Below are 19302 nucleotides of genomic sequence, written 5' to 3' on the forward strand. Positions count from 1 at the left end.
AAAGACATGAATTCCCTCATGTATAGGGTGGACGATGCGCGGCATCGTCTGCTCAAGGATACCGTGTTGCTCGAAATCCTGATGATTGCGGCTGCGGTTCTGCTGCTCATCGCATTCGTCACCGGCGCAATGGCCGGTACGGACACGACGTTCAATGCGGCCACCACGACGCTGACCAATTGGTCGACTGGGTCGCTCGGCAAACTCGCTGCTGTCGCCGGCATCGGCTCCGCCCTGGTCGGCATGGTCCTCAAGTTCGACTGGCGTCTGATCGCCTCGGCTGCCGGCATCGGCCTGACCGCGGCCACCGGCCCTGGCATCGTCTCGGCCTTGGCGTCGGCGACCTTCTGATCCCCTCCCTGTCTTCGTCCGTCACGGGAATGATGGGCGAGGCTTCAAAGCCTGGTCTCTCCATGAACACGCGTATTCCTCAACATTTGAACGAGCCTGAGCGCTATTTCATCTTCACGCCGGACGAACTGGTCGTGGTCGTTACCCCCCTGATCGTGCTTACCCTGGCGGCCAATTTCCTGGTCGGGCTGATAGCCGGCGGCGCCTGCTTCTGGGCGCTGCGCCGGATCAAAAAGGGCGGCAATCTCAATCGTGTGCTTTGGGCCGCTTACTGGCTCTTGCCATCGCAGACCTTTGGACTGAAGGCGACGCCGGCGTCCGATGCTCGACTGTTGGCGGGGTAGGGTGATGGATCTCCAGACCGCCCAAAAATCGAGCCAGTTGTTTGCCCAGCGCAGTGTTGCGCTCAGCCTGCTGCTTGCCGTTTCCGTCGCGTCCAATCTCCTTCTTGCCTTCACAGTCATGAATGGCAGCCGGATCGTTCTGGTCCCGACACTGCCGGCGGAAGCCGCGATCAATGCCAACGGCCGGGTGGATGCGGACTACCTCGAAGACATGACCCGCGATGCCGCCTGGCTCTTTCTGAACAAGACGCCTGAAACCGCGGGATACCTTGAACGGCGGGCACAGCGCCTGATGGACCCCATGCATTTTGAGGCGGTCAAGACGGCGCTCGAAAAGGACAGTGCGCGGGCCGAACAACAGCACACCTCGCAGACCTTCTTTCCCGAAGACTTCTTCGAGGACACGGCAGGTCTTTATTCCGAGGTTCGCGGGCGGCTGTTGATCGTCCAGGGCGAACAGGTCCTCGACGACCAGCCCAAGATCTACGCCTTCCACTGGACCAAGACCGGAACCCTGTTGCGGCTGGCATCGATCGCAGAGATCGACCCCAAGGATGCGCGCGGGTCGAAAGTCAAACCCCTCTCTCCTGGAGACCTGTAATGAAATCAATCTGTCTTCTGGGCGTGACCGTGGCTGCTGTTCTTGCCGCCATGCCCGCATTCGCGGACCCGGTCAGTGTGAAGGGCGGCACTGCGTCGGTTGACGTATCGGCAACGCAGATGTCGCGCCTCCTGGTGCAGGGCGCAAAGATAACTTCGGTGCGTTCGCTTGACGATCCAAATGGCCCGCAGGTCCTGATCCAGAACGACGCAGCCACAGGCGATGTCTTCCTGGGCTTTGACGGCGATACGACTGGCCGGACCTTCAGCATATTCGTCACGACCGACGGCGGCGATACGGCGCAGGTGCTGCTTCATCCGGGCGACGGCCCGGCCAGGACGATTGAACTCGTTCCGGAAACCAAGTCCGCACCACGCGCGGCGCCGATGCTTCGCTCCAACGGTTACAGCGAGACCGTCACGGCGTTCATGAAGCTGATGTTCAACGACCAGGTCACCGATGGCGTAACCTACGAGCCCGCAACCGAAAAGCCTAGCGAGGTCAACCACCTGAGCGTCCGCGCGCTTGGCTATTACCACGCGGCCGGCTTGCGCGGCATCGTCCTGTCGATCACCAACCGCGATACCGTCCCGCACGCCTTGCCGGCGGAGCAGTTTCTCGTCCGCCACGTGATCGCGGCCGGAGTCGCCAACGAACTTCTGGAAGCAGGCGAAACGGCGCGTGTCTACATCGAGGAGGAGGCGCAATGAGTATCGCCGATCCATTGCCCGAATCCGTCGATGATATCGGCAATCCCAATCTCCAGGCGCGTCGGCGCCAGAACATGCGTTGGCTTCTGCTGATCGGCGGCGCCGCCATCGTTGGGGGCGGTGTCTTCTACGCCATGAATTTCAAGAAGCCGGCGGCGACCGTTGCCGGCCAGCAGAAGGCACTTGAACAGCGGACTTTGGCGACGGCCGATGCGGCCGCCCCAGCCACCATAAGTCCCGAGGCCGAAAACACCAAACTTCGCGGCCAGATGGCGGACTTGCAGCAGGAACTCCAATCGGCTCAACAACAGAACGCCCAACTGGCGACCCAGAATGCCGATCTCGGCCAGCAAGTCGCGGCGCGGTCCGACGTAAGGGCCCCGGTTGTTGTTCGGACGCGCACGGAACCTCTCTCGGACCAGGCGGGGCAGGACTACCGTGCGACAGGCGGCGCCGCGCCCATTCCCCGAGCCCAGGGCGCGGCGTCACCGATCCTGGGCGGGCAGGCTGTGCCGGCGCCAGCGCACCGCTCGATCCGGGTCGTCGATCTTGCGGCCTCCTCTGCGGATGCAGGCGCCCATGCGCCGGACAAACAAGACGGCATTGCCGTTGAAAAGGTGTCAGTCCTCGACAGTTCCCAATATGTCGCTCCCAATAGCTACGTGCCGGCCAGGGTCCTCGTCGGCGTGGACATGCAAACCGGCATGGCGGCGACGGCCGATCCCAAGCCCGTCCTGTTCCGGATCGAGGGTCAGGCGACTGGCGTCGGCAGCGACGGCAAGTTTCAGATGAGCAATCTCGATGGTTGCCTGGTCAACGGCGCTGCCTTCGCCGAGCTGTCTTCCGAGAAGGTCTACATCAAGCTTCAGCAGATCACCTGTCCTGTCGACGCCACCCATTACCTTGTCGCCAAAGTCGAAGGCTACGTGACATTCATGGGCAAGTCTGGGGTGCGGGGAAGGGTCGTGTCCCGCGAGGGGAATTTCGCGAACAAGGCTTTTGTCGCCGGCACCCTGCAAGGGCTGGGTCAGGCGATGAGCACCAACACCCAGCGCAATCTCGAAGGCATTACCAGCACCAATGGCGTTGCCGGGCTGGCAACGGCGCCATTGACCGGGTCGCAGATTGCCCAGTCGACACTCGGCACAGGCGTCAGCAACGCGTCGGCCATGCTCGCCGACTACTACATCAAGCGCGCCGAACAATACCAACCGGTCATCGAGATGCCGACGGGCATGGACGTGGAACTGGTCTTCCTCGCGGGCTTCCGCTTCACCAACAAGGGAGCTGCCCAATGATCCCGACATCGTTGTCCATGTCATCTTCAAAACCGCGTGGCCTGATGCTTACAGCTATTACCGCCGTTCTTATGGTCGCGGCAGGCGCGGGAACCTGGTGCCTCATGGCCGATACCGGCGGCCTGCAGAAGACGCTGCAGGCACAGTTTCCACGCACACCCATCGGCGCCGTGAGTTGCAGCACCGTTGTCTCTGGCCTGTGCGAGGTCACGGCGGGCAAGAACCTCTTCTATGCGACCCGCGATGGCCGGTTTGTCGTCGTAGGCTCGCTTCTCGACCTGAAGCGCAAGGTGGATCTGACCGATGAGCGCCTTCGCCAGCTCGCCGCCCTGAACGGCGCCGTCGGAACCCTCGCGGGCGCCAACCCGGTGACCGCGTCTGAAGGGCCCATACAGCATCTGAGTGTCGATCTGCCTGCCGCCAACGCCATCGTTCACAATCCAGGCGCCCCTCTGAAGGTCAAGGTCTTCTCGGACTTCAACTGCGGCTATTGCCGTATGTTCTTCACCTCGCTGATCGGAGACAAACGTTTCGAAGTGACGGAGTACCCGATAGCCATCTTGGGCGCGGACAGTGTCTCGCGCGCTCGGTCGGTGCTCTGCGCGAAGGATCGCCAGGCGGCCTCGTTGGCCAGCTACACCGGCTCCGCTGGTCCGACTGCTGCGTGCCCGAACGCTTCCACGGCCGTCGACCAGAACACGTCTTTCGCGCGCCAGCACGGGATATCGGGAACGCCGACCATCATCCGGGCCGACGGCGCAGTCAACGCCGGGTTCCTGGCCCCGTCCGCCCTCAAAGATTTCGTGGAAAAATCGTCATGATCCGCCGTCTCCTTATTCTCGCCATGCCTCTCTTGCTGACCGGCTGCATCACCGGCAACACAACGACCCATTCCTGGTCGTGCCGCGCGGCAGGCAACCAGACGTGCGCGTCGATTTCCCAGATCGACCGGGCGCCCGCCGCGGCGGCCCGACCGAAGCCAAGGGCATCCATCTTTGGCGGAGAGCTTGCCAACTGGTGGGACCAGAACCGGCCGACCTCGGTCACACGCCAGGATGGTCCGCGTCGCGAAGCGGACCAGACCATGCGGATTCTGGTGGCTCCCTACGTGGATGCGCAGGGCGATTATCATGACCGATCCGAAGTTTTCGCGGTCATGCGTAGGGCCGAATGGTGGATTGCGCCGCCGGTCGCGATCGCAGCCTCCCCAAAGCCGGGGGCATCGCTGAACGGCCCGTCACCTGTCCCGGCGGCTGAAGCGTCGACGTCATCTTCCTCGCAAGCAGGCGGAGGCAAGTGACGCCATGCCGCCATTTGATTTCAAGCCGGCCGTCGAGCAGGTGAGGGCAGGGGCCCAGCGCCTTGCGAGACGCCTCTTCTGGGACGATCTGCCAGAACCTACGAGCGCGCTGGAACGCGCCGTTGCACCCTCCCTATCCGCGCTTTTACCTTGGCGGGCATGGGACGAGGTTCACCAACTCTACCAGCAGGTAGATACGGTTGGCCTGGTCCTCGAAATGACCCCTCTCGGCGCCCTGACCGAACAGCGGCACGAGATCGTCGCCCAGATTTTCAACGACAGCCTGCCCGATGGTATCCACGTCCAAATCATCAACTGGGCTTCGCCGAAGGTCGGCTGGATGCTCGACCGTTGGGCGCAAGAGCGTGCTGCGGGCGGCGGCATCTATCCGGAGCTTGCCCAGCACAGGCGCGCCCATCTGAAGAGCGGGGTATGGTCGTCATTGTCCCGCAGCGCGCCCATGTTTGTCCGGGACTATCGGATCTTCCTGGCGTTTGAACTCACCGGCAGCGCCTCGGGCGAAGCGGGCAAGGCCTTGCGCGAACTCCATCAGACGATCGAGGGCACGTTCAAGAGCCTCGGCGCAGCCATCTCTATCGTCAAACCCGGCACATTGCTCAACGTGGCGCGTGCGGTGATGAATCCGACAAGCGGCCTCGGGCTCGGCACGGTGCCCTATGATCCCGAACGGGGCCTTGCCGATCAGGTCGTCGCGCGTGACACCAGCTTTACGGTCTACAGGGAGCGCCTGACCACGCAATCGTGGTACGCCGGCGACACTTTCCTTGAAGCGCGTGAGACAGGTACCAGTGCCACGACCGAGCGGTTCGAGATCCGCACCTTCGCGGCCGAGCGGTTCCCGGAGACCTGCCATCAGGGTGTGGTCGCCTCGCTAATCGGCGACTTCTTCAATGCCCAGCTCCAGCCGGTCGGGTCGAACCTCACCGTGCTTTACTTCACCCCGTGGAGCTATGAACGCACCAAGTCCCACACCGAACTCAAGGCCATGCGCAGCGCCCAGCAGGCGTCGGGGCCCACCGGCAAATTCTTTCCGACGGTCGCCCTGGCCGCCGCGGATTGGGAACAGGCGAATGTCGAAGTCGCCAAGGGTGCCAAGCTCTGCGACATGGCGCTGCTGGTTGCCTCGGTCACGCCGCTGAACGATGGGGAGCGCGCGGAACGTTACCTGAAATCGATCTGGGCAAATTCCGGCTTCGGCCTCGAGCGAACCGACGTGCTCCATCTACAGAGCCTGGTCGCCTGCCTGCCACTGACGATGGGGCAGGGCCTCTCGCAGGATTTCGCGACAATGCGCCGGCTGCGGACGATGCCGACCAACTGCATGGCGCTCATGGCGCCAATGCAGGGCGAAACAACAGGCACCGACCTGGCGCATATGCTCCTGCTCGGACGGCGCGGTCAGCCGTTCTTCTGGAGCCCGTTCGCCAATGCGGCGGATGGCGCTGGCGGCGGCAACCACAACGTCGCGGTCATCGGTAGTTCCGGTTCTGGAAAGTCCGTCTTCATGCAGGACATGGCTGGTGGCCTCCGGGGAGCGGGTTGCGATGTCATCGCGCTGGATGACGGGCGATCCTTTGAAAACACCTGCCGTATCCAGGGCGGACAATTTGTCGAGTTCACCCTCAATTCCGGGCTGTGCCTCAATCCGTTCTCGATGTTCGACCATGACTTGGCCGAGGCCGACGAGGAATATCGGGATGAATGCCGCGAGGCGATCCGCGCCTTGGTCCTCCAGATGGCCCGCGGAAGCGCCACCGACGTCTCCAAGGAAGAGATCGGCGCCATCTCCCTCGCGGTCAACGCCGTATGGGATACCAAAGGCAGCGAGGCCGGCATGGCCGACGTGGCGGATTACCTCGCCGCCTCGCAGGGCGCCATGGGTGCGAACCTGAAGCTGTCCATGTCCGAATATATCCAGGGCGGCTCTTATTTCTCGCTCTACAATGGTCGCTGCACGCTCAGCATCGACAACCCTTTCACCGTCTTCGAGTTGTCTCCGATCGAGGGGAAGAAGGAACTCCGCGCGGTCGTGATCCTGGGCCTTCTTATCCTGATCCGGCAGCGCATGAAGCTTGGCGGCCGGTTTCGCAAGAAGGCGTTGATCATCGACGAGGCCTGGCAATTGCTGGGGGATGGCGCGGCCGGCCCATACATCGAGGGCTTTGCGCGACGCTGCCGCAAGGAGGGCGGGGCGCTGATAACCGGCACACAGTCGCTGGCCGACTATCAGCAGACGGCCGGCGGACGCGCCTGCATCAACAATTCCGACTGGAACGTAACGCTGCGACTGAAGGAAGAGGCCATCAATGCCTTTGAGCGTGAGGGCATATTGCAAGCATCGGCCGACGACCTGCGTGTCATGCGCTCCCTGCGTACGTCCCAGGGTGAGTATTCCGAAGCCTTCATTCGAGGGCCAGGCTTCAAGGCCCTCGGCCGGCTGGCGCTCGATCCGTTCTCCCTGACACTTTATTCGACGAAACCGGAAACGCTGGCGGCTGTTCAGGCGCTTGTCCACGAGGGTCTGGAGGTGCGCGACGCCGTTCGCCGCGTTGCGTTCAACGGAGACGACGCACCGACCTATTCCGAAAAGGACATGGCCTATGCGCGCATGCTCCTCGGTTTTGCACCTATCAAAAAGCTCGTCGAGGACTGGCTCGCTATGAGCGACCGGGATCGGCGCCGTTTCATCCAACGCCAATACGAAGAAGGAGGCCTGAAACATGCAAGCTCCTGACACCGCTGTTGCGGCACGGGCGCCGCTCTGGCTCCCGCGCCTTGATATTCCGCATTTTCTAGAAAGCTTGGCGGTGACCTTCTCGGTCTGCGTCGTGCAGACCTTGTTCGTCTTCGGGCTGAGGGTGGATTCCTGGCTGCACGAAGTGTCGCGCTTTCTCGACCACTACCAGCAGGCCTCGCCCATGGCCCGCCTGCCGGTCAATTTGGTCCTGGTCATTGGCTTTGGGCTCAATCTTGTCGTCGTCATCATCGCGCGCAGAAACCGGGACCTTGATCATGACTGAGGCAGGTGCACCTTCGAACAAACCCACGCAGCCCAAACTACCGCCGTGGCTTCCCAAGCGGCTTTCGATGGCGGAGATTGCCGTCGCCCTGCTGGTAATCAACCTGTTCGCCTTGGGCGGACTTTTCTGGAAGGTCGAGATCGACAAGCCTCCCGTGACGGCGACCGTGTCGCTCACGCAACTGAGCCGCATCTACGGCCAGCAGTTCGCCAGCGACCCCGCCAACACGCCGGAAATGATCAAGCTGAAGACAGGCATCTTCATGGCAACGACCGAAAGGATGATCGGTGACACCGCCCGTCACAAGGGGATGGTGGTGTTTGCGCGTGAGTGCGTCCTGACCGGCGACAGCGTCGATCTGACGCCCCAGGTGGCCGCCGCGGTTGACCAGGCCCTGAAGGCAGGTCTCCTTGGTAATACGGAGGCTGGACATGTTCCCGTCCTCGCCGGTCAGTGAGCTGACCCGGGCGCGCCTGAAGCGCGCCGGGCTCGTCCTTTGGGCATTGGTGGCAACGGCACTCCTGTGCCGGCTGGGCACTGCCATCGGCGAGCGCTATCAACTGTCGCTGAACGAGACCGACAGCCTGCCCAACTGGGCCTTCATTGTCGACAAAAGCGCGAAGTCGCCCGCGCGCGGCGACTATTTCGCATTCGTGGCACCGCCCAATCCCTATTATCCGCCCGGATTCCGTTTCACGAAGCACGTCGTCGGCGTGCCCGGCGATATCGTCACCGTCAAGGATCGCAGCTTCTTCATCAACGGCCACTATGTCGGCGATGCGAAGCCGGCCGACAAGGAAGGGCGCCCAGCCGTGCCGTCCTCACCCGGCGTCATCCCCGCCGACCGCTTCTTCATGGTGACGCCAAGCCGGGATTCGCTGGATTCCCGCTATCGTCTCATCGGTCTCATCGACGCGAGCCGCCTGGTCGGCCGTGCCTATCCGGTGATGTGATGAAAAAGTTCATCCTTCCCCTCATTTTTGCGGCCGGCGCGGCACTATCCGCCCAGGCCAGCGACCTTGGCACCTATGGCGCAACCTTCGACATTTCCGAGGTCGACCTTCTGAAATACCTCGGCGCCAAGTTGAAGGCGGCGGAGGACAAGGGGCAGATCGGCGCGATGAACCGTCGTTTTGCCGAGACCTCGGAACACCACATCGAAAATCCCCCGCCAGTGGCGGGAATAGTCCGCACTGTGAAACCTAGAGCGTGGCTGTTCGATCCATCGATGACCGTGGAGCGGGACCTGGCGGACACGCAGGGACGTATCTTCGCCCACGCCGGCGAGCGTATCAATCCGCTCGACCAGATGCCGACCTACCGCAGGGTGCTCGTCTTTCTCGATGGCGCCGATGCGAAGGAAGTTCGTTTCGCCGCGGCGAAATCGAAGGCTCTTGGCGCCGATCGGGTGATGCTGATCCTCACCAGTGGCGCGCCGGTCGAGCTCATGAAGGGGCAGCACTTGACCTTCTATTACGACCAGGAAGGCCTTTTGACCCGCAGGTTCGGTATCACCCAGGTCCCAGCGGTTGTCGAACGCGCAGGCAATCGCTTGCGTATCAGCGAGGTGACACCATGATCCGTCTCCATGTCTCGCTGATCTGCCTGCTTACAGCCTGCCTCTTCCTGGCTGGCATTGTACCGGCCGAAGCCAACAGCGACATCAACCTGACGCGCCATTGTACCGGCCGTTTTCTCAATCCGATCACCGGCCCTTGCTGGGACTGCATGTTCCCGTTGTCGGTGGGAGGCGTACCGCTGTTTCGTGGAACACGCGCCGATGCACCCAATCCAGCGTCACCGATCTGCTTTTGCGGGTCGCCGGTGCCGCGGGTTGGCCTCGAAGTCGGCTATTGGGAGCCTTACCGGCTCATGGACGTTACGCAGAAACCGTTCTGCTTCGTCAATCTGGGTGGCATCTCGATATCGCCGGGCATAGGCTATGGCCAGAAAACGAGCGTTCAGAACAGTGACGGCCGGGGCGACCGGACGGCTTATCACGTCCATTATTACGTCTACCCCTTGCTGGCGTGGCTTGAGATCCTGACCGACTTCGCCTGCATGGAACAGGGCGGGTTCGACGTCGCCTACATCACCGAATTCGATCCGCTCTGGAACAATGACGACCTGGCGGCGATCATAAATCCGGAGGTGTTCTTGTTCGCCAATCCGGTCGCCCAGCTGGCGTGCTCGGCTGACTGCGTCGCTGCAACAACGACCGGTCGGCCTATCCAGCAGATGTTCTGGTGCGCGGGCTGCCAGGGATCCCTTTATCCGATGACAGGGCAGGTTACGGGCGAATACGGACCGCTTCCCGGTGCCCTGCAAGTGGCTGAACGCTTCAATGCCAAGATGCATCGCGAACTGCTGGCCATGGGCACGCGCGGATCGGCAAGCCTGTGCGCACCCATTCCCGAACCGATCATGGACAAGCTCCAGTACCGCTACCAGGAGGTCTATCCCGTCGCCCACAAGGGCCCCCTCGCCTGCAATGCCATCGGTAAGAGCACCGTGCCTTACGAAGCGCTCAAGGTCTACCCGGTCAAGGGCGAGGATATTGGCTTCCTGATCTGGCGGAAGAGGAACTGCTGTGCGTTATAGGATTGTCACCCCCTTAGGCGTTGCCGCGGCGGCTGTCGCCACCCTCGCACTTGCCCAGACGATGCAGACCTCCGGTATCGAGGACCTGGTCGATCAGGCCCTGGCCCGCGCTTCGGACTTGAAGAAGACGCTTACCGGCGTTGATGCGGACGGCGCCTTGGCCAAGGCAAAAGCCTATCAGGCCGACGCGGCGAGTCTGAGCGCCGGCAATCGCGAGCGCCTGCGCCAGGGCATGAGCTATCTTTCCGCCGACTACCGGATCGATCCTTATGGGGACGACGCGGCTGGAAATCGCGATGAAGGCGTCGTCTATATCGCGGTCAGCCTTTCGATGCCTCAGGCGTCCCTCCGCGAACTTGCGCGTGATGCGAATAGGGCGGGTGCGACCCTGGTCATTCGTGGCCTGGTCGACAACAGCTTTGCCAAGACCCGATCCGCCCTCAAGGCGGTGTTCGTCGAGGGCGAGGAGGCCGGCCTGGTCATCGATCCACGTGTTTTCCAGCAGTTCCATATCGACCGCGTCCCCGCCGTGATCGTGGCGCAAGAGCCCGTGCAGCCTTGCGAGAACGGGCTTGAGTGTGAGCGCCCTGAAGTCCCCTTCGACGTTGTCCGTGGCAATATCAGCCTGGAGCAATCCTTGAAGCTCCTGGCGTCGCGCGGCGAGGCGTCGCCCGGCGTCGCCCGACAAGCGCTTGAACGGCTGGAGGACTAGATGCGAAAGTCCCTCCTTCTGCTTGCAGCCTTGTCCATCGCCTTGGCTTCGAATGCGCCGGCCCAGACCCCGCCAGCGCTAAGCGACTTTCAGGCGGCGCTCAATAAGGCCAATGCTGCCACCCAAACCAACGATCTTGCAGGTACGCTCCCTGGATATGGCGGCGCGGCTTCCGACCTGCAGGCGAAGTCGGGCGAGGATATCGCGGCGCTACGAGGGGAGGGCGGTGTGGCATCCGCTTCCAACCCCGTGGCCGGCACGATTTCCAATGTCAACAGCTTCGTCGCCGCGAATCCGGTTGATGCGAATGCTGCCTGGGTCAAGGGGGCGCTGGGCGTTGCCAACGATCCAGCCGCCGTGGCCGGGGATTCGGTCGGTGTGACGTCGACCTTGTGCCGCACTGCGGGGGTCGGAAGCTCCGAGACCACCCTCTACACCTGCAATTCAGGAAACCAGGTCACAAGTGTCTCGAATACATGCCAGACCTATCGCGACATCACGAACGCGCCGGCCACGAAGACGTGTGTGACCGATGGCTATTACGAGGCCATGGCGTCGTTCGCTAACATTTCCGATTATACGGAAGCACACACTTGTACGCTCTATTCCGGGCAGGGCGGCCTTGACCGAGGCCACGGGTGCGGTTTTCTGATCGACAAGATACCGAGTGATTGCGCGCCACCGAAGCAGGTCTCGGGCACGCAATATATTGAGTATTGCAAGACCGCCTACACGAGTGTCGCCGATGTCAGCTATCTCGGCCACCGCGCCAACACCTGTACGCCGATTGCAGCCGACACCGCCTGCACCCGATCGGGAGAGACCTGCGATAGCTGGCTGGACACCACGAGCGGCATCTGCACCCATGCCACCGTCACCTATAGCTGTTCGGATGCCGGTTACCGTGACAATGGCCTCAATACGACTGCTTGTGACGCCTATGCGGGCAACGCGGCGTGCACGGCGACCACTGAGGCCTGCGTCGAGCATGCCAGCGATCAGCCTGAGATCATGGCGGCGCTGGGTTTGGCGCCGGACACGTGTCTTCGGACGAATCTAAGCTACGCTTGCGACAGAGTCGCTGGAACCACGTCAGACTGTGAAGCGCCAGCCGGCTGCACGCTGAAAAGCCGAACCTGCATCGACCCGAATTACGACGGCAGTTCACCGTGCCAGACCTATGACTACGTCTACGCCTGCACCACGACGACGAGTGAAGCGAATGCCGGCCAGGCGATGTGTGATGCAAGCTGGGTCAACGGCACCGCGATCATAACCGCTTCCGATGACCCCCAGAACGATCTTCCTGCGGCGCTGTCGGCGCTCAACGCTCTCAAGGGCGCATCGGACAGCTACGGGACCAGCGGCGGATTGACCATTTTCTCAGGCGAAGGCCTGAAGTGCGGCAAGTCGATCGGAGGCCTGTCCAACTGCTGCAAGGATTCCGGCGTTTTGAACGACCTGAACCTGACACGTTGCAATGCCGATGAGAAGAAACTCGCTACCGAGCAGTCGCAGAAGGCCTGCCACTACATCGGCACCTATTGCTCGAACAAGAGCCTGTTTGGCTGCCTCGAAAAGAAGATGGCCTATTGCTGCTACGGTTCGGTGCTTGCTCGCATCGTCGAAGAGGCGGGACACGACCAGTTGGGCAAGACCTGGGGTGACGCCAAGGGGCCGCAGTGCGGGGGCTTCAGCATCGCGGAATTCCAGGCGATCGACCTGACGAACGTCGATTTCTCCGACTTCTACTCCGAAAAGCTCGGCCAGCTCGCTAATAACGATCCGAATTCGACGGTCGCGGCCATCACGGCGTCTATCAATTCCATGAACAGCGCGCAAAGGGCCGTCAAATGAAATGCCTTTGTCCAATGCTTGCCATAGTCGTCCTGGCGGCGCCCGGGCCCGTGGCAGCCCAGCAATCAACTATCCAAACTGCGGCGCAGGCCCCTGATACTGGTCATGCCAACAGCTATTGTGACCGGAACCTCGGCACATGGTTCTACTGCCATGACGACGAGACCGCGCCGGAGACGCAGGCTCCTGAGCAAATGCCGGCGGGAGCGGCGCGAGCCGACGACCAGGACATGGCGGCCGCAGAGAAATTCAAGGCCGATATGGAGCGGGCTCGTTTGATTGCCGTGTGGAACCCGACTGACGAAAACGTCCGCCGGTACTATGCGTTCGAGCAGCAGACCATGGCCAAATCCGGAACCTTCGCCGACGTCGCCCGCCGAATGGTCTGGTCCGATCCCAATCTCGATTACACGCTCCAGCGGCCGATCGGTGACGTGGCAAAGACCGAGTGGGTCGACACGCGCAATACCGATCGCGACCTCTTCTTTCGGGGGATCTATGACCAGATCGGCATCTTCTACATCTATCGCGGCTCCTGCGCGCCTTGTCGCGCGGCGAGCCCAATCGTGCGGGCGTTCGGTCAGCGCTTCGGCGTAAAGATCAAGCCGATCTCCACCGACGGCGCGCCAAATCCGGAATTCGCGGACTTCGTGGTGGACCGTGGCCAGCTCAAGGCGTGGGGCATAACCCAACCTGTAACGCCGGCCTACATGATCTTCCAGAAACCAAGCCTCGACGCAGCGGGCCGCGCCCGTCCCACGACCGTGACCGTCTCGGACGGCAAGGTCTTCACTTTACGCCCGTGTGAAAACCCGAAGGGCTGCCTGACCTATCTGGGGGCCGGCATTCTTTCCGTCGACGAACTGGCCGACCGTTTGTTCATCACCCTGGCGACCCAGCCGGGTCAGGACTTCTGAGGTGTCATCATGCTGAAAACCATCCTCCTCGTCATAACCTCGCTGTCCCTCGTCCTTGGCGGCGTCAGTTCCGCTGCCGCCGGCGTTGACGGCAGCATGGACAGTTTCTGGAATGACAGTCTGTCGAGCTCCAACGGCGCGGGGCCTTCGGCCTACAAGGGCCAGGAGGCCGGCTATTACACGCTCGGCAACTATTCCTACCGCGCTCCACAATACAACACCCAGATCAGCTCGGTCTCCCTGCCGTCGGTAAAAGCTGGTTGTGGCGGCATCGATATCTACGGCGGCAGCTTCTCGATCATCAATACCGACCAGATCGTGGCGACGTTCAAGGCCATTGGGCAGAACGCGGTGGGTCTGCTGTTCCAGATGGCGGTCAAGAGCCTGTCCGAACTGCTCGGCAACGAAATCGAGCAGATGTTCAACATCGTCCAGAAGGCCAATCTCGGCGCCATCAACTCATGCGAAGCGGCGCAGCAGCTCGTCAATGGCGCCGTCAACGCCCTGCCGTCGGGCGCGCTCAAGTCATGCATGGAAATCGGCCTTCAGCAGGGCCGATATACGGATGAAGCGGCGGCCCGGGCTGCGTGCGGCTTTGGGGGAGAGGCGGAATCGACCATCAACAGCGCCTCGGACGACGTGCGACAGCAGCAGGCCTATAATCGCAATGTCGCGTGGGAAGCGGTGATGAAGCATCCCCTGTTTTCAGGGGACCGACAACTTGCCGAAACGATCATGACCTTGACCGGGACGACCATCGTCACGTCGAAGGACGGCTCGCCCAACATCCAGACCCTGGAAGCCGACGCCGACAGTGACGGAATGATTTCGACCCTGCTCGACGGTGGCACGCTCAAGATCCACCATTGTAACGACGACCCATGCCTGTCGGTCGTTGCCTACGGCGAAACCGTCAACGTTTCAGGTCTCAAGAAAAAAGTCACGACACTGATCGACTCGATCGTCGGCAAGATCATTGCAAAGCAGGCGTTGAGTTCACAGGAAGTCGACTTTCTCGGCCTCGCCACGATCCCACTTTACAAAATTGCCTCGGTCCAGGTGGCGGCGAACAAAGACCTCGCCGCGGCCGAGATGGACAAGTATGCCGACGCCATCGCCACCGACATCCTGATCGGCTGGATGGAGGCCAACCTGCACGCGGTCGCGGCGGCCTCGGACAACGTCATCGGCACAGACGCTGACACGACGACGGCGTGGCGCGCCAATATGCACGAGATCATCGCCCGGTTGGATCAACGTCAGCAACTTATTGAAAACCGGATCACGGCCGTACAGCAATTGATCGCGCGGACGCGCATGTTCGAGGAAGATATCGCGGCCGATACGACCTCGCGTCTGGCACAGTCGATCCTTTACACCAGTTCGAAGACGGCGGGCTGATATGTGGGAATTCAGGACTTACGGTTCGGGCTCGCTCTACCACGACATCTTCAACGCGGTGGCGCTGATGTCCGGTGCCAACGCGATGGATTCGTTGATCCGTCTCGTCCTGGTTCTGGGCGTAGTGATGGCGATCGTCAAAGCGGTGACGGACTTCAACATCGGCGCCATACTTCGTTGGTACATGTTCGCGGTCATTCTCTACGGCATCTTGTGGGTGCCCAAAGTCACGGTCCAGGTGGAAGACAGGCTGAACCCGGCCGCAGTCTATCCCTCCGTCGCGAATGTGCCGCTCGGTGTCGGCGTCTCGGCATCGCTGGTCAGCCAGGTCGGCGACCGCATCATCAAATTGACCGAGACGGCCTTCGGTGATCCCGCTGACAGCGCCTATTCCTCCCATGGGATGATCTTCGGGGCGAAGATGTTTGCCAAGATCGACGCGCTTCGGCCGTCCGACCAGCGCACGGCGCTCAACATGCGGGCGTACCTCCAGGACTGCGCGCTCTACGATATCGAGGACAACACCGTGCCGATCGACACTTTGAGCCGGTCGGCCGACATGTGGCAGACGCTGATTGCCACGGCGAATCCGGCCCGCATGGGCAGCTACACCAATACGGACGGCTCGACCTCGCTTAAGGCCTGCACCGATTTCGCAACAGCCGTGGATACGGATTTCAAGGGTGACCTGCCAAGCGTTCAGAAATACCTTGTGGCCTCGATCGACCCGGATGCCGTGGAAGCCGGCATGGTGGCCGAGGAAGCCAATGTTTCGAACGTGGCCTCGACCGCTATTGGTTCCAGCCAAAACGCCCTTACGATCGTAAAGCAGGCGGTCGCTCGTAATATGCTCAACGACAGCCTGAAGGGCTATATGGGGGACTCGACCGGTGTGTTGGGCGCGACCATGGCCGAGCTCCAGACCCACAACACGCAGAAGCTCCTGGGCGTCATAGCGGAAAAGGCGGTCGTCAACCTGAAGATCGTGATCGAGCTTCTCTTCATCGGAATCTTCCCCGTCATCTTCCCGCTTTTCCTGTTGCCAAAGATCGGCGTGGAAATGGTCAAGGGCTATCTGGCCGGTTTCGTCTACCTCCAGCTTTGGGGACCCATGTACGTGATCCTCCATAAGGTCATGATGTCCAACGCCTACAGCCACATGTCCGAAGCCACATTCGGCGCCGGCAACACACACGTCTTCAACGCATTGACGCTCGACGCGGCCAGCCAGGCAAACCAGGACGTTTGCACGCTGGCCGGATCGATGATGCTCATGATCCCGGTTCTCGCCGGTCTCCTGACCAAGGGCGCGATGGCGGTCGGAGCGCAGGGCGAAGCGCTTCTTGGCAATTTCCGGTCCGGCGCGGAAAGCGCATCCTCCTCGCTGACCTCCGGCAACTGGAGCCTCGGCAATACCGCCATCGACAATCATAGCTGGGACAATGTCAACGCCAACCAGCATGTGACCAGCCGGTATGAAGACTCGTCGCGGGCGACGGTCGTCGGCGGCGATGGCGTCACCTTGAGCCGCTTTTCTAACGGCCTGACCGTGGCGAACGCCGCCTTGAGTTCGGGAGCACTCGACCTTGCCAGGCAGGAAGGCTTCAGCCAGATTCTGTCGCGCTCTTCGCAGAGCTATTTGGATGACAGTCAGTCGCTGACCGATGCGGTGAGCGTCGGACGAACACGGTCTAAATCGATCATGGACGAGGTTTTCCGCGGCTGGAGCGATGGCACGGTCAATTTGTCCGGTATGTCGAGCGAAGAACAGGCATCGACCGGACGCGTCATCAGCGATCTCGAGCAACTCTCGCGCTATTACCAGACGTCGCACGGCCTGAGTAAATCCGAAGCCGATGCCGAGGCAACACGTGCCGGTGTGACGGCCTATGCGCAAGCCGAAGCCGGCGGAGATGTCGGCTTCGCTTCGGCGAAGGCGGGTGTGAAAGGCGAGGCGTCAAAGGACGCGTCCACTACAGCGACCCAGTCCAAGTCCAACGAGCGCGGGTTTTCGCTGTCCCAGTCCCTCTCAACGGACATCAGTGATACCCATAACCGGGTCAGCACGGACGCGGCGCGATCGGCTTACGACCGGTCGCATTCAACCGACCGGGGCGCCCGCCATGTCGACTCCACGAGCTTCTCGTCGCTTCAGTCGATAACCGACACGGCGACGAAGCTCCGTGCGACTGGCACACGATTGTCCGAGGATGCCAGCAATGTGCGCAATGGAAGCGAAAATGTCTCAGGCAACGAAGGCACAGCCTTCTTCAACTGGATGATCCAGGGCAAGGGACTGACCGTCTCGGACGCACGTCGGCTCTGGGTCGGCGCCAACCCTCAGGATCTTAAGCAAGGCATGGCGCTCGCCCAGGAATACAATGGCCTGCAGGCCGAAAGCCTGGCGGCCAAATATTTCGCCGCGCCTACGGTAGAGAATGCTGCCCCAGTCAAGGGAAGCTTGGCGGACGCTGCCAGGGCGACGGATATCGCTTCAACCGATGCTCCGCTACGTCCGCAGTCCGCCGCGCCAGCACAAGCCAAGCCGCGCAGCGGAAGAAGAAAATCCGCCGCCGCGCAGCCGCCGAACTCGGATTGGCAGGGGGTTCCAGTGCCCTCGCTGGCCGGCAGCCGGCAGGCTGCGGCGTTCGATAGTCGAAATGCCTTGGCGCAGGACACGTCAGACAAGGTTCAAACCGGCGTAGCGCAAGCCGAGCAAGACCTCGGCGATCAGCAAGTCCGAGAGCACATTAACATCACAGATCAAACCGTACAGACGGGTGGGAAGGTTGTCCACGCGGCAAAGAAGACCTGGGACGGATTAACGGGGAAGAAGAGTGACAACTAATACCGACGGGCGCGGCTGAAAAGCCAGGCTGAGATGGCAAGCGGTCCGCCAATTAAAACAAGCCCTACAAGAACAGACCGAAAGGATAAAACGCCGGAACGGATAGCGACAAATGCGAAAACAGCTGAGACCAATAAAGGCAACAGCGCCAGCGCCATCAAGAAAAACCTCGTCCCCTTGTATCCCCAAACAATCTTGCGGCTCAGCTGTCGATTGAGAATGGACTGGGCCTCAGGCGTAAGAATCACACCGGGAAGAACTTCAGTTCCCCTGGTTTTTGAAGACTTGTTTCCCATGGACAACCTCCCGGACGATCACGGTTTGTTCGTAGCCCAAACAGGCGAATATCACAAGGGCCTGATAGTTAAAACACTCGTTGAATCAGAAACTTGTGGCTCTGTAGCCACGCCAACCATCAAAATGAAAGGATGGATTAATATGGACTGGAATGACCTAGTTCCGAACGATGAACTTGATCTCAGCGTTAAGGTCGTGACCCGCGTCACGGCCTTGCAGATCAGGCTTGATCCGAAGCTTCTCGACAAGCTCAAGTGGAAGGAAAAGCGTGTGAAAATCCAGGTCAGCATGGCGCCTGGAAAGAAGCGGGTCCGCCTCGTGCCTGCCAGTGCCGGCTGGGACATTCACGACAAGAAGGCCAGGGGCGCCGAAATTTCGGTTCGGCAGCTTGTCTCGACCGGCAAGTATTCGCGCAAATGTGAAGCCGCCATCGAAAACGACGCTCTGGTCATCTCGTTGCCTGACGATTTCGAGCTGAAGAATCCCACCATGGTCATGAAGCCAAGAACCTTGGCCGCGGCGTAATTTCACTGATGCAAGTGTTCCATAGGGCTCCAGGGTTGACGCCTTCGGCGAGGATTGGCACTCAGGGCCTTTTGGAGAACGGTGAATGCTCGAAGTCAGGTTTCAGGTCCGTGAGTATGAGGTCGACAGTCAGGGCGTCGTCAACCATGCGGTCTACGTGAATTACCTTGAGCATGCGCGCAGCTTCTTCCTGAAAGCGCACGGCTTCGCATACGGGCAGCTGGTCGACCAAGGCTTGCACCTGATGGTGTCCCGCATGACGCTCGACTTCACGGCATCATTGCGGTCCGGTGACGAAGTCCTCATTCGGCTGTCTGCAGACCGCCACGGCGCGAAACTTCGCTTCCATCAGGTCATCCTTCGTGCGGCGGATGAAATCCAATGTGCCGTAGCGTCAACCGATGTTATTTGCCTGAAGAATAGCCGCGTCACTCGGGGCGACTTTTTCGACAGTCTCAGGAAGGATTTGGGCGGCGAGGCGCCGATCATATCAGGATAG

General features: G+C 61.2%; 21 protein-coding genes. 20 read left to right on the top strand and 1 reads right to left on the bottom strand.

The window, feature by feature from the left end:
• From AC1DXO_RS22080 to AC1DXO_RS22165, 18 genes are all read left to right on the top strand, one after another.
• A partial coding sequence (locus AC1DXO_RS22080; protein WP_476980357.1) for a hypothetical protein occupies positions 1-351 on the top strand: 351 nt, incomplete at its 5' end.
• A 62-nt stretch (positions 352-413) separates the two neighbouring features.
• Positions 414-695: a type IV conjugative transfer system protein TraL gene (gene traL, locus AC1DXO_RS22085; protein ID WP_476980358.1), complete on the top strand. Its 282-nt coding sequence runs from the start codon at positions 414-416 to the stop codon at positions 693-695.
• 4 nt (positions 696-699) lie between these two features.
• Complete coding sequence (locus AC1DXO_RS22090; RefSeq protein WP_476980359.1) at positions 700-1296, top strand: TraE/TraK family type IV conjugative transfer system protein; 597 nt, start codon at positions 700-702, stop codon at positions 1294-1296.
• Positions 1296-2006: a type-F conjugative transfer system secretin TraK gene (locus tag AC1DXO_RS22095; RefSeq protein WP_476980360.1), complete on the top strand. Its 711-nt coding sequence runs from the start codon at positions 1296-1298 to the stop codon at positions 2004-2006. The genes AC1DXO_RS22090 and AC1DXO_RS22095 overlap by 1 nt, the downstream gene beginning before the upstream one ends.
• A complete protein-coding gene (locus tag AC1DXO_RS22100; protein WP_476980361.1) occupies positions 2003-3304 on the top strand; it encodes a TraB/VirB10 family protein in 1302 nt (433 codons plus the stop codon). The genes AC1DXO_RS22095 and AC1DXO_RS22100 overlap by 4 nt, the downstream gene beginning before the upstream one ends.
• Complete coding sequence (locus AC1DXO_RS22105; protein WP_476980362.1) at positions 3301-4125, top strand: DsbC family protein; 825 nt, start codon at positions 3301-3303, stop codon at positions 4123-4125. Before AC1DXO_RS22100 ends, AC1DXO_RS22105 begins: the two co-directional genes overlap by 4 nt.
• Complete coding sequence (locus tag AC1DXO_RS22110; protein ID WP_476980363.1) at positions 4122-4604, top strand: TraV family lipoprotein; 483 nt, start codon at positions 4122-4124, stop codon at positions 4602-4604. The genes AC1DXO_RS22105 and AC1DXO_RS22110 overlap by 4 nt, the downstream gene beginning before the upstream one ends.
• 4 nt (positions 4605-4608) lie before the next feature.
• The gene (locus AC1DXO_RS22115; protein WP_476980364.1) at positions 4609-7359 is read left to right on the top strand and encodes a TraC family protein; all 2751 of its coding nucleotides are present in this window, start codon (positions 4609-4611) and stop codon (positions 7357-7359) included.
• Positions 7346-7645: a hypothetical protein gene (locus AC1DXO_RS22120; protein WP_476980365.1), complete on the top strand. Its 300-nt coding sequence runs from the start codon at positions 7346-7348 to the stop codon at positions 7643-7645. The genes AC1DXO_RS22115 and AC1DXO_RS22120 overlap by 14 nt, the downstream gene beginning before the upstream one ends.
• Before the next feature lie 67 nt (positions 7646-7712).
• The gene (locus tag AC1DXO_RS22125; RefSeq protein WP_476980366.1) at positions 7713-8102 is read left to right on the top strand and encodes a TrbI F-type domain-containing protein; all 390 of its coding nucleotides are present in this window, start codon (positions 7713-7715) and stop codon (positions 8100-8102) included.
• Entirely contained in the window at positions 8077-8598 is a 522-nt protein-coding gene (gene lepB, locus AC1DXO_RS22130) for a signal peptidase I (protein ID WP_476980367.1), read from the top strand. The genes AC1DXO_RS22125 and lepB overlap by 26 nt, the downstream gene beginning before the upstream one ends.
• The gene (gene traW, locus AC1DXO_RS22135; RefSeq protein ID WP_476980368.1) at positions 8598-9224 is read left to right on the top strand and encodes a type-F conjugative transfer system protein TraW; all 627 of its coding nucleotides are present in this window, start codon (positions 8598-8600) and stop codon (positions 9222-9224) included. The genes lepB and traW overlap by 1 nt, the downstream gene beginning before the upstream one ends.
• Positions 9221-10246, top strand: coding sequence for a conjugal transfer pilus assembly protein TraU (gene traU / locus AC1DXO_RS22140; protein WP_476980369.1), 1026 nt, complete (start codon positions 9221-9223; stop codon positions 10244-10246). The genes traW and traU overlap by 4 nt, the downstream gene beginning before the upstream one ends.
• Positions 10236-10958, top strand: coding sequence for a type-F conjugative transfer system pilin assembly protein TrbC (gene trbC / locus AC1DXO_RS22145; RefSeq protein WP_476980370.1), 723 nt, complete (start codon positions 10236-10238; stop codon positions 10956-10958). Before traU ends, trbC begins: the two co-directional genes overlap by 11 nt.
• A complete protein-coding gene (gene traN / locus AC1DXO_RS22150) occupies positions 10959-12815 on the top strand; it encodes a conjugal transfer protein TraN (RefSeq protein ID WP_476980371.1) in 1857 nt (618 codons plus the stop codon).
• A 50-nt stretch (positions 12816-12865) separates the two neighbouring features.
• Positions 12866-13732 (top strand): conjugal transfer protein TraF, encoded by an 867-nt coding sequence (locus AC1DXO_RS22155; RefSeq protein WP_476980372.1) that lies wholly within the window; start codon positions 12866-12868, stop codon positions 13730-13732.
• Positions 13733-13741: 9 nt separating this feature from the next.
• Positions 13742-15133: a conjugal transfer protein TraH gene (locus AC1DXO_RS22160; protein WP_476980373.1), complete on the top strand. Its 1392-nt coding sequence runs from the start codon at positions 13742-13744 to the stop codon at positions 15131-15133.
• Between the two features lies 1 nt (position 15134).
• Positions 15135-17981: a conjugal transfer protein TraG N-terminal domain-containing protein gene (locus AC1DXO_RS22165; protein ID WP_476980374.1), complete on the top strand. Its 2847-nt coding sequence runs from the start codon at positions 15135-15137 to the stop codon at positions 17979-17981.
• Here the strand turns inward: AC1DXO_RS22165 and AC1DXO_RS22170 are convergent.
• On the bottom strand, positions 17978-18277 hold the full coding sequence (locus AC1DXO_RS22170) for a hypothetical protein (RefSeq protein ID WP_476980375.1): 300 nt from the start codon (positions 18275-18277) through the stop codon (positions 17978-17980). The genes AC1DXO_RS22165 and AC1DXO_RS22170 overlap by 4 nt on opposite strands.
• Between AC1DXO_RS22170 and AC1DXO_RS22175 the strand changes: the two genes are divergently transcribed.
• Both AC1DXO_RS22175 and AC1DXO_RS22180 read left to right on the top strand, forming a co-directional pair.
• Positions 18276-18803, top strand: coding sequence for a hypothetical protein (locus tag AC1DXO_RS22175; protein ID WP_476980376.1), 528 nt, complete (start codon positions 18276-18278; stop codon positions 18801-18803). The two genes, AC1DXO_RS22170 and AC1DXO_RS22175, sit on opposite strands and share 2 nt — an antisense overlap.
• An 85-nt stretch (positions 18804-18888) precedes the next feature.
• Positions 18889-19302, top strand: a complete 414-nt coding sequence (locus AC1DXO_RS22180) for an acyl-CoA thioesterase (protein ID WP_476980377.1) — start codon at positions 18889-18891, stop codon at positions 19300-19302.

The sequence above is a fragment of the Asticcacaulis sp. P2_C5 genome, assembly GCF_056404555.1.

Bases quoted from the DNA above. Each gene is read 5' to 3' on its own strand.
- AC1DXO_RS22105 (WP_476980362.1), top strand. From the start codon at position 3,301: ATGATCCCGACATCGTTGTCCATGTCATCTTCAAAACCGCGTGGCCTG.
- AC1DXO_RS22125 (WP_476980366.1), top strand. From the start codon at position 7,713: ATGGCGGAGATTGCCGTCGCCCTGCTGGTAATCAACCTGTTCGCCTTG.
- AC1DXO_RS22090 (WP_476980359.1), top strand. From the start codon at position 700: ATGGATCTCCAGACCGCCCAAAAATCGAGCCAGTTGTTTGCCCAGCGC.
- AC1DXO_RS22120 (WP_476980365.1), top strand. From the start codon at position 7,346: ATGCAAGCTCCTGACACCGCTGTTGCGGCACGGGCGCCGCTCTGGCTC.
- traU (WP_476980369.1), top strand. From the start codon at position 9,221: ATGATCCGTCTCCATGTCTCGCTGATCTGCCTGCTTACAGCCTGCCTC.
- AC1DXO_RS22110 (WP_476980363.1), top strand. From the start codon at position 4,122: ATGATCCGCCGTCTCCTTATTCTCGCCATGCCTCTCTTGCTGACCGGC.
- AC1DXO_RS22175 (WP_476980376.1), top strand. From the start codon at position 18,276: ATGGACAACCTCCCGGACGATCACGGTTTGTTCGTAGCCCAAACAGGC.
- AC1DXO_RS22160 (WP_476980373.1), top strand. From the start codon at position 13,742: ATGCTGAAAACCATCCTCCTCGTCATAACCTCGCTGTCCCTCGTCCTT.
- AC1DXO_RS22180 (WP_476980377.1), top strand. From the start codon at position 18,889: ATGCTCGAAGTCAGGTTTCAGGTCCGTGAGTATGAGGTCGACAGTCAG.
- AC1DXO_RS22115 (WP_476980364.1), top strand. From the start codon at position 4,609: ATGCCGCCATTTGATTTCAAGCCGGCCGTCGAGCAGGTGAGGGCAGGG.
- traW (WP_476980368.1), top strand. From the start codon at position 8,598: ATGAAAAAGTTCATCCTTCCCCTCATTTTTGCGGCCGGCGCGGCACTA.
- AC1DXO_RS22100 (WP_476980361.1), top strand. From the start codon at position 2,003: ATGAGTATCGCCGATCCATTGCCCGAATCCGTCGATGATATCGGCAAT.
- AC1DXO_RS22165 (WP_476980374.1), top strand. From the start codon at position 15,135: ATGTGGGAATTCAGGACTTACGGTTCGGGCTCGCTCTACCACGACATC.
- lepB (WP_476980367.1), top strand. From the start codon at position 8,077: ATGTTCCCGTCCTCGCCGGTCAGTGAGCTGACCCGGGCGCGCCTGAAG.
- AC1DXO_RS22170 (WP_476980375.1), bottom strand. From the start codon at position 18,277: ATGGGAAACAAGTCTTCAAAAACCAGGGGAACTGAAGTTCTTCCCGGT.
- traN (WP_476980371.1), top strand. From the start codon at position 10,959: ATGCGAAAGTCCCTCCTTCTGCTTGCAGCCTTGTCCATCGCCTTGGCT.
- AC1DXO_RS22095 (WP_476980360.1), top strand. From the start codon at position 1,296: ATGAAATCAATCTGTCTTCTGGGCGTGACCGTGGCTGCTGTTCTTGCC.
- traL (WP_476980358.1), top strand. From the start codon at position 414: ATGAACACGCGTATTCCTCAACATTTGAACGAGCCTGAGCGCTATTTC.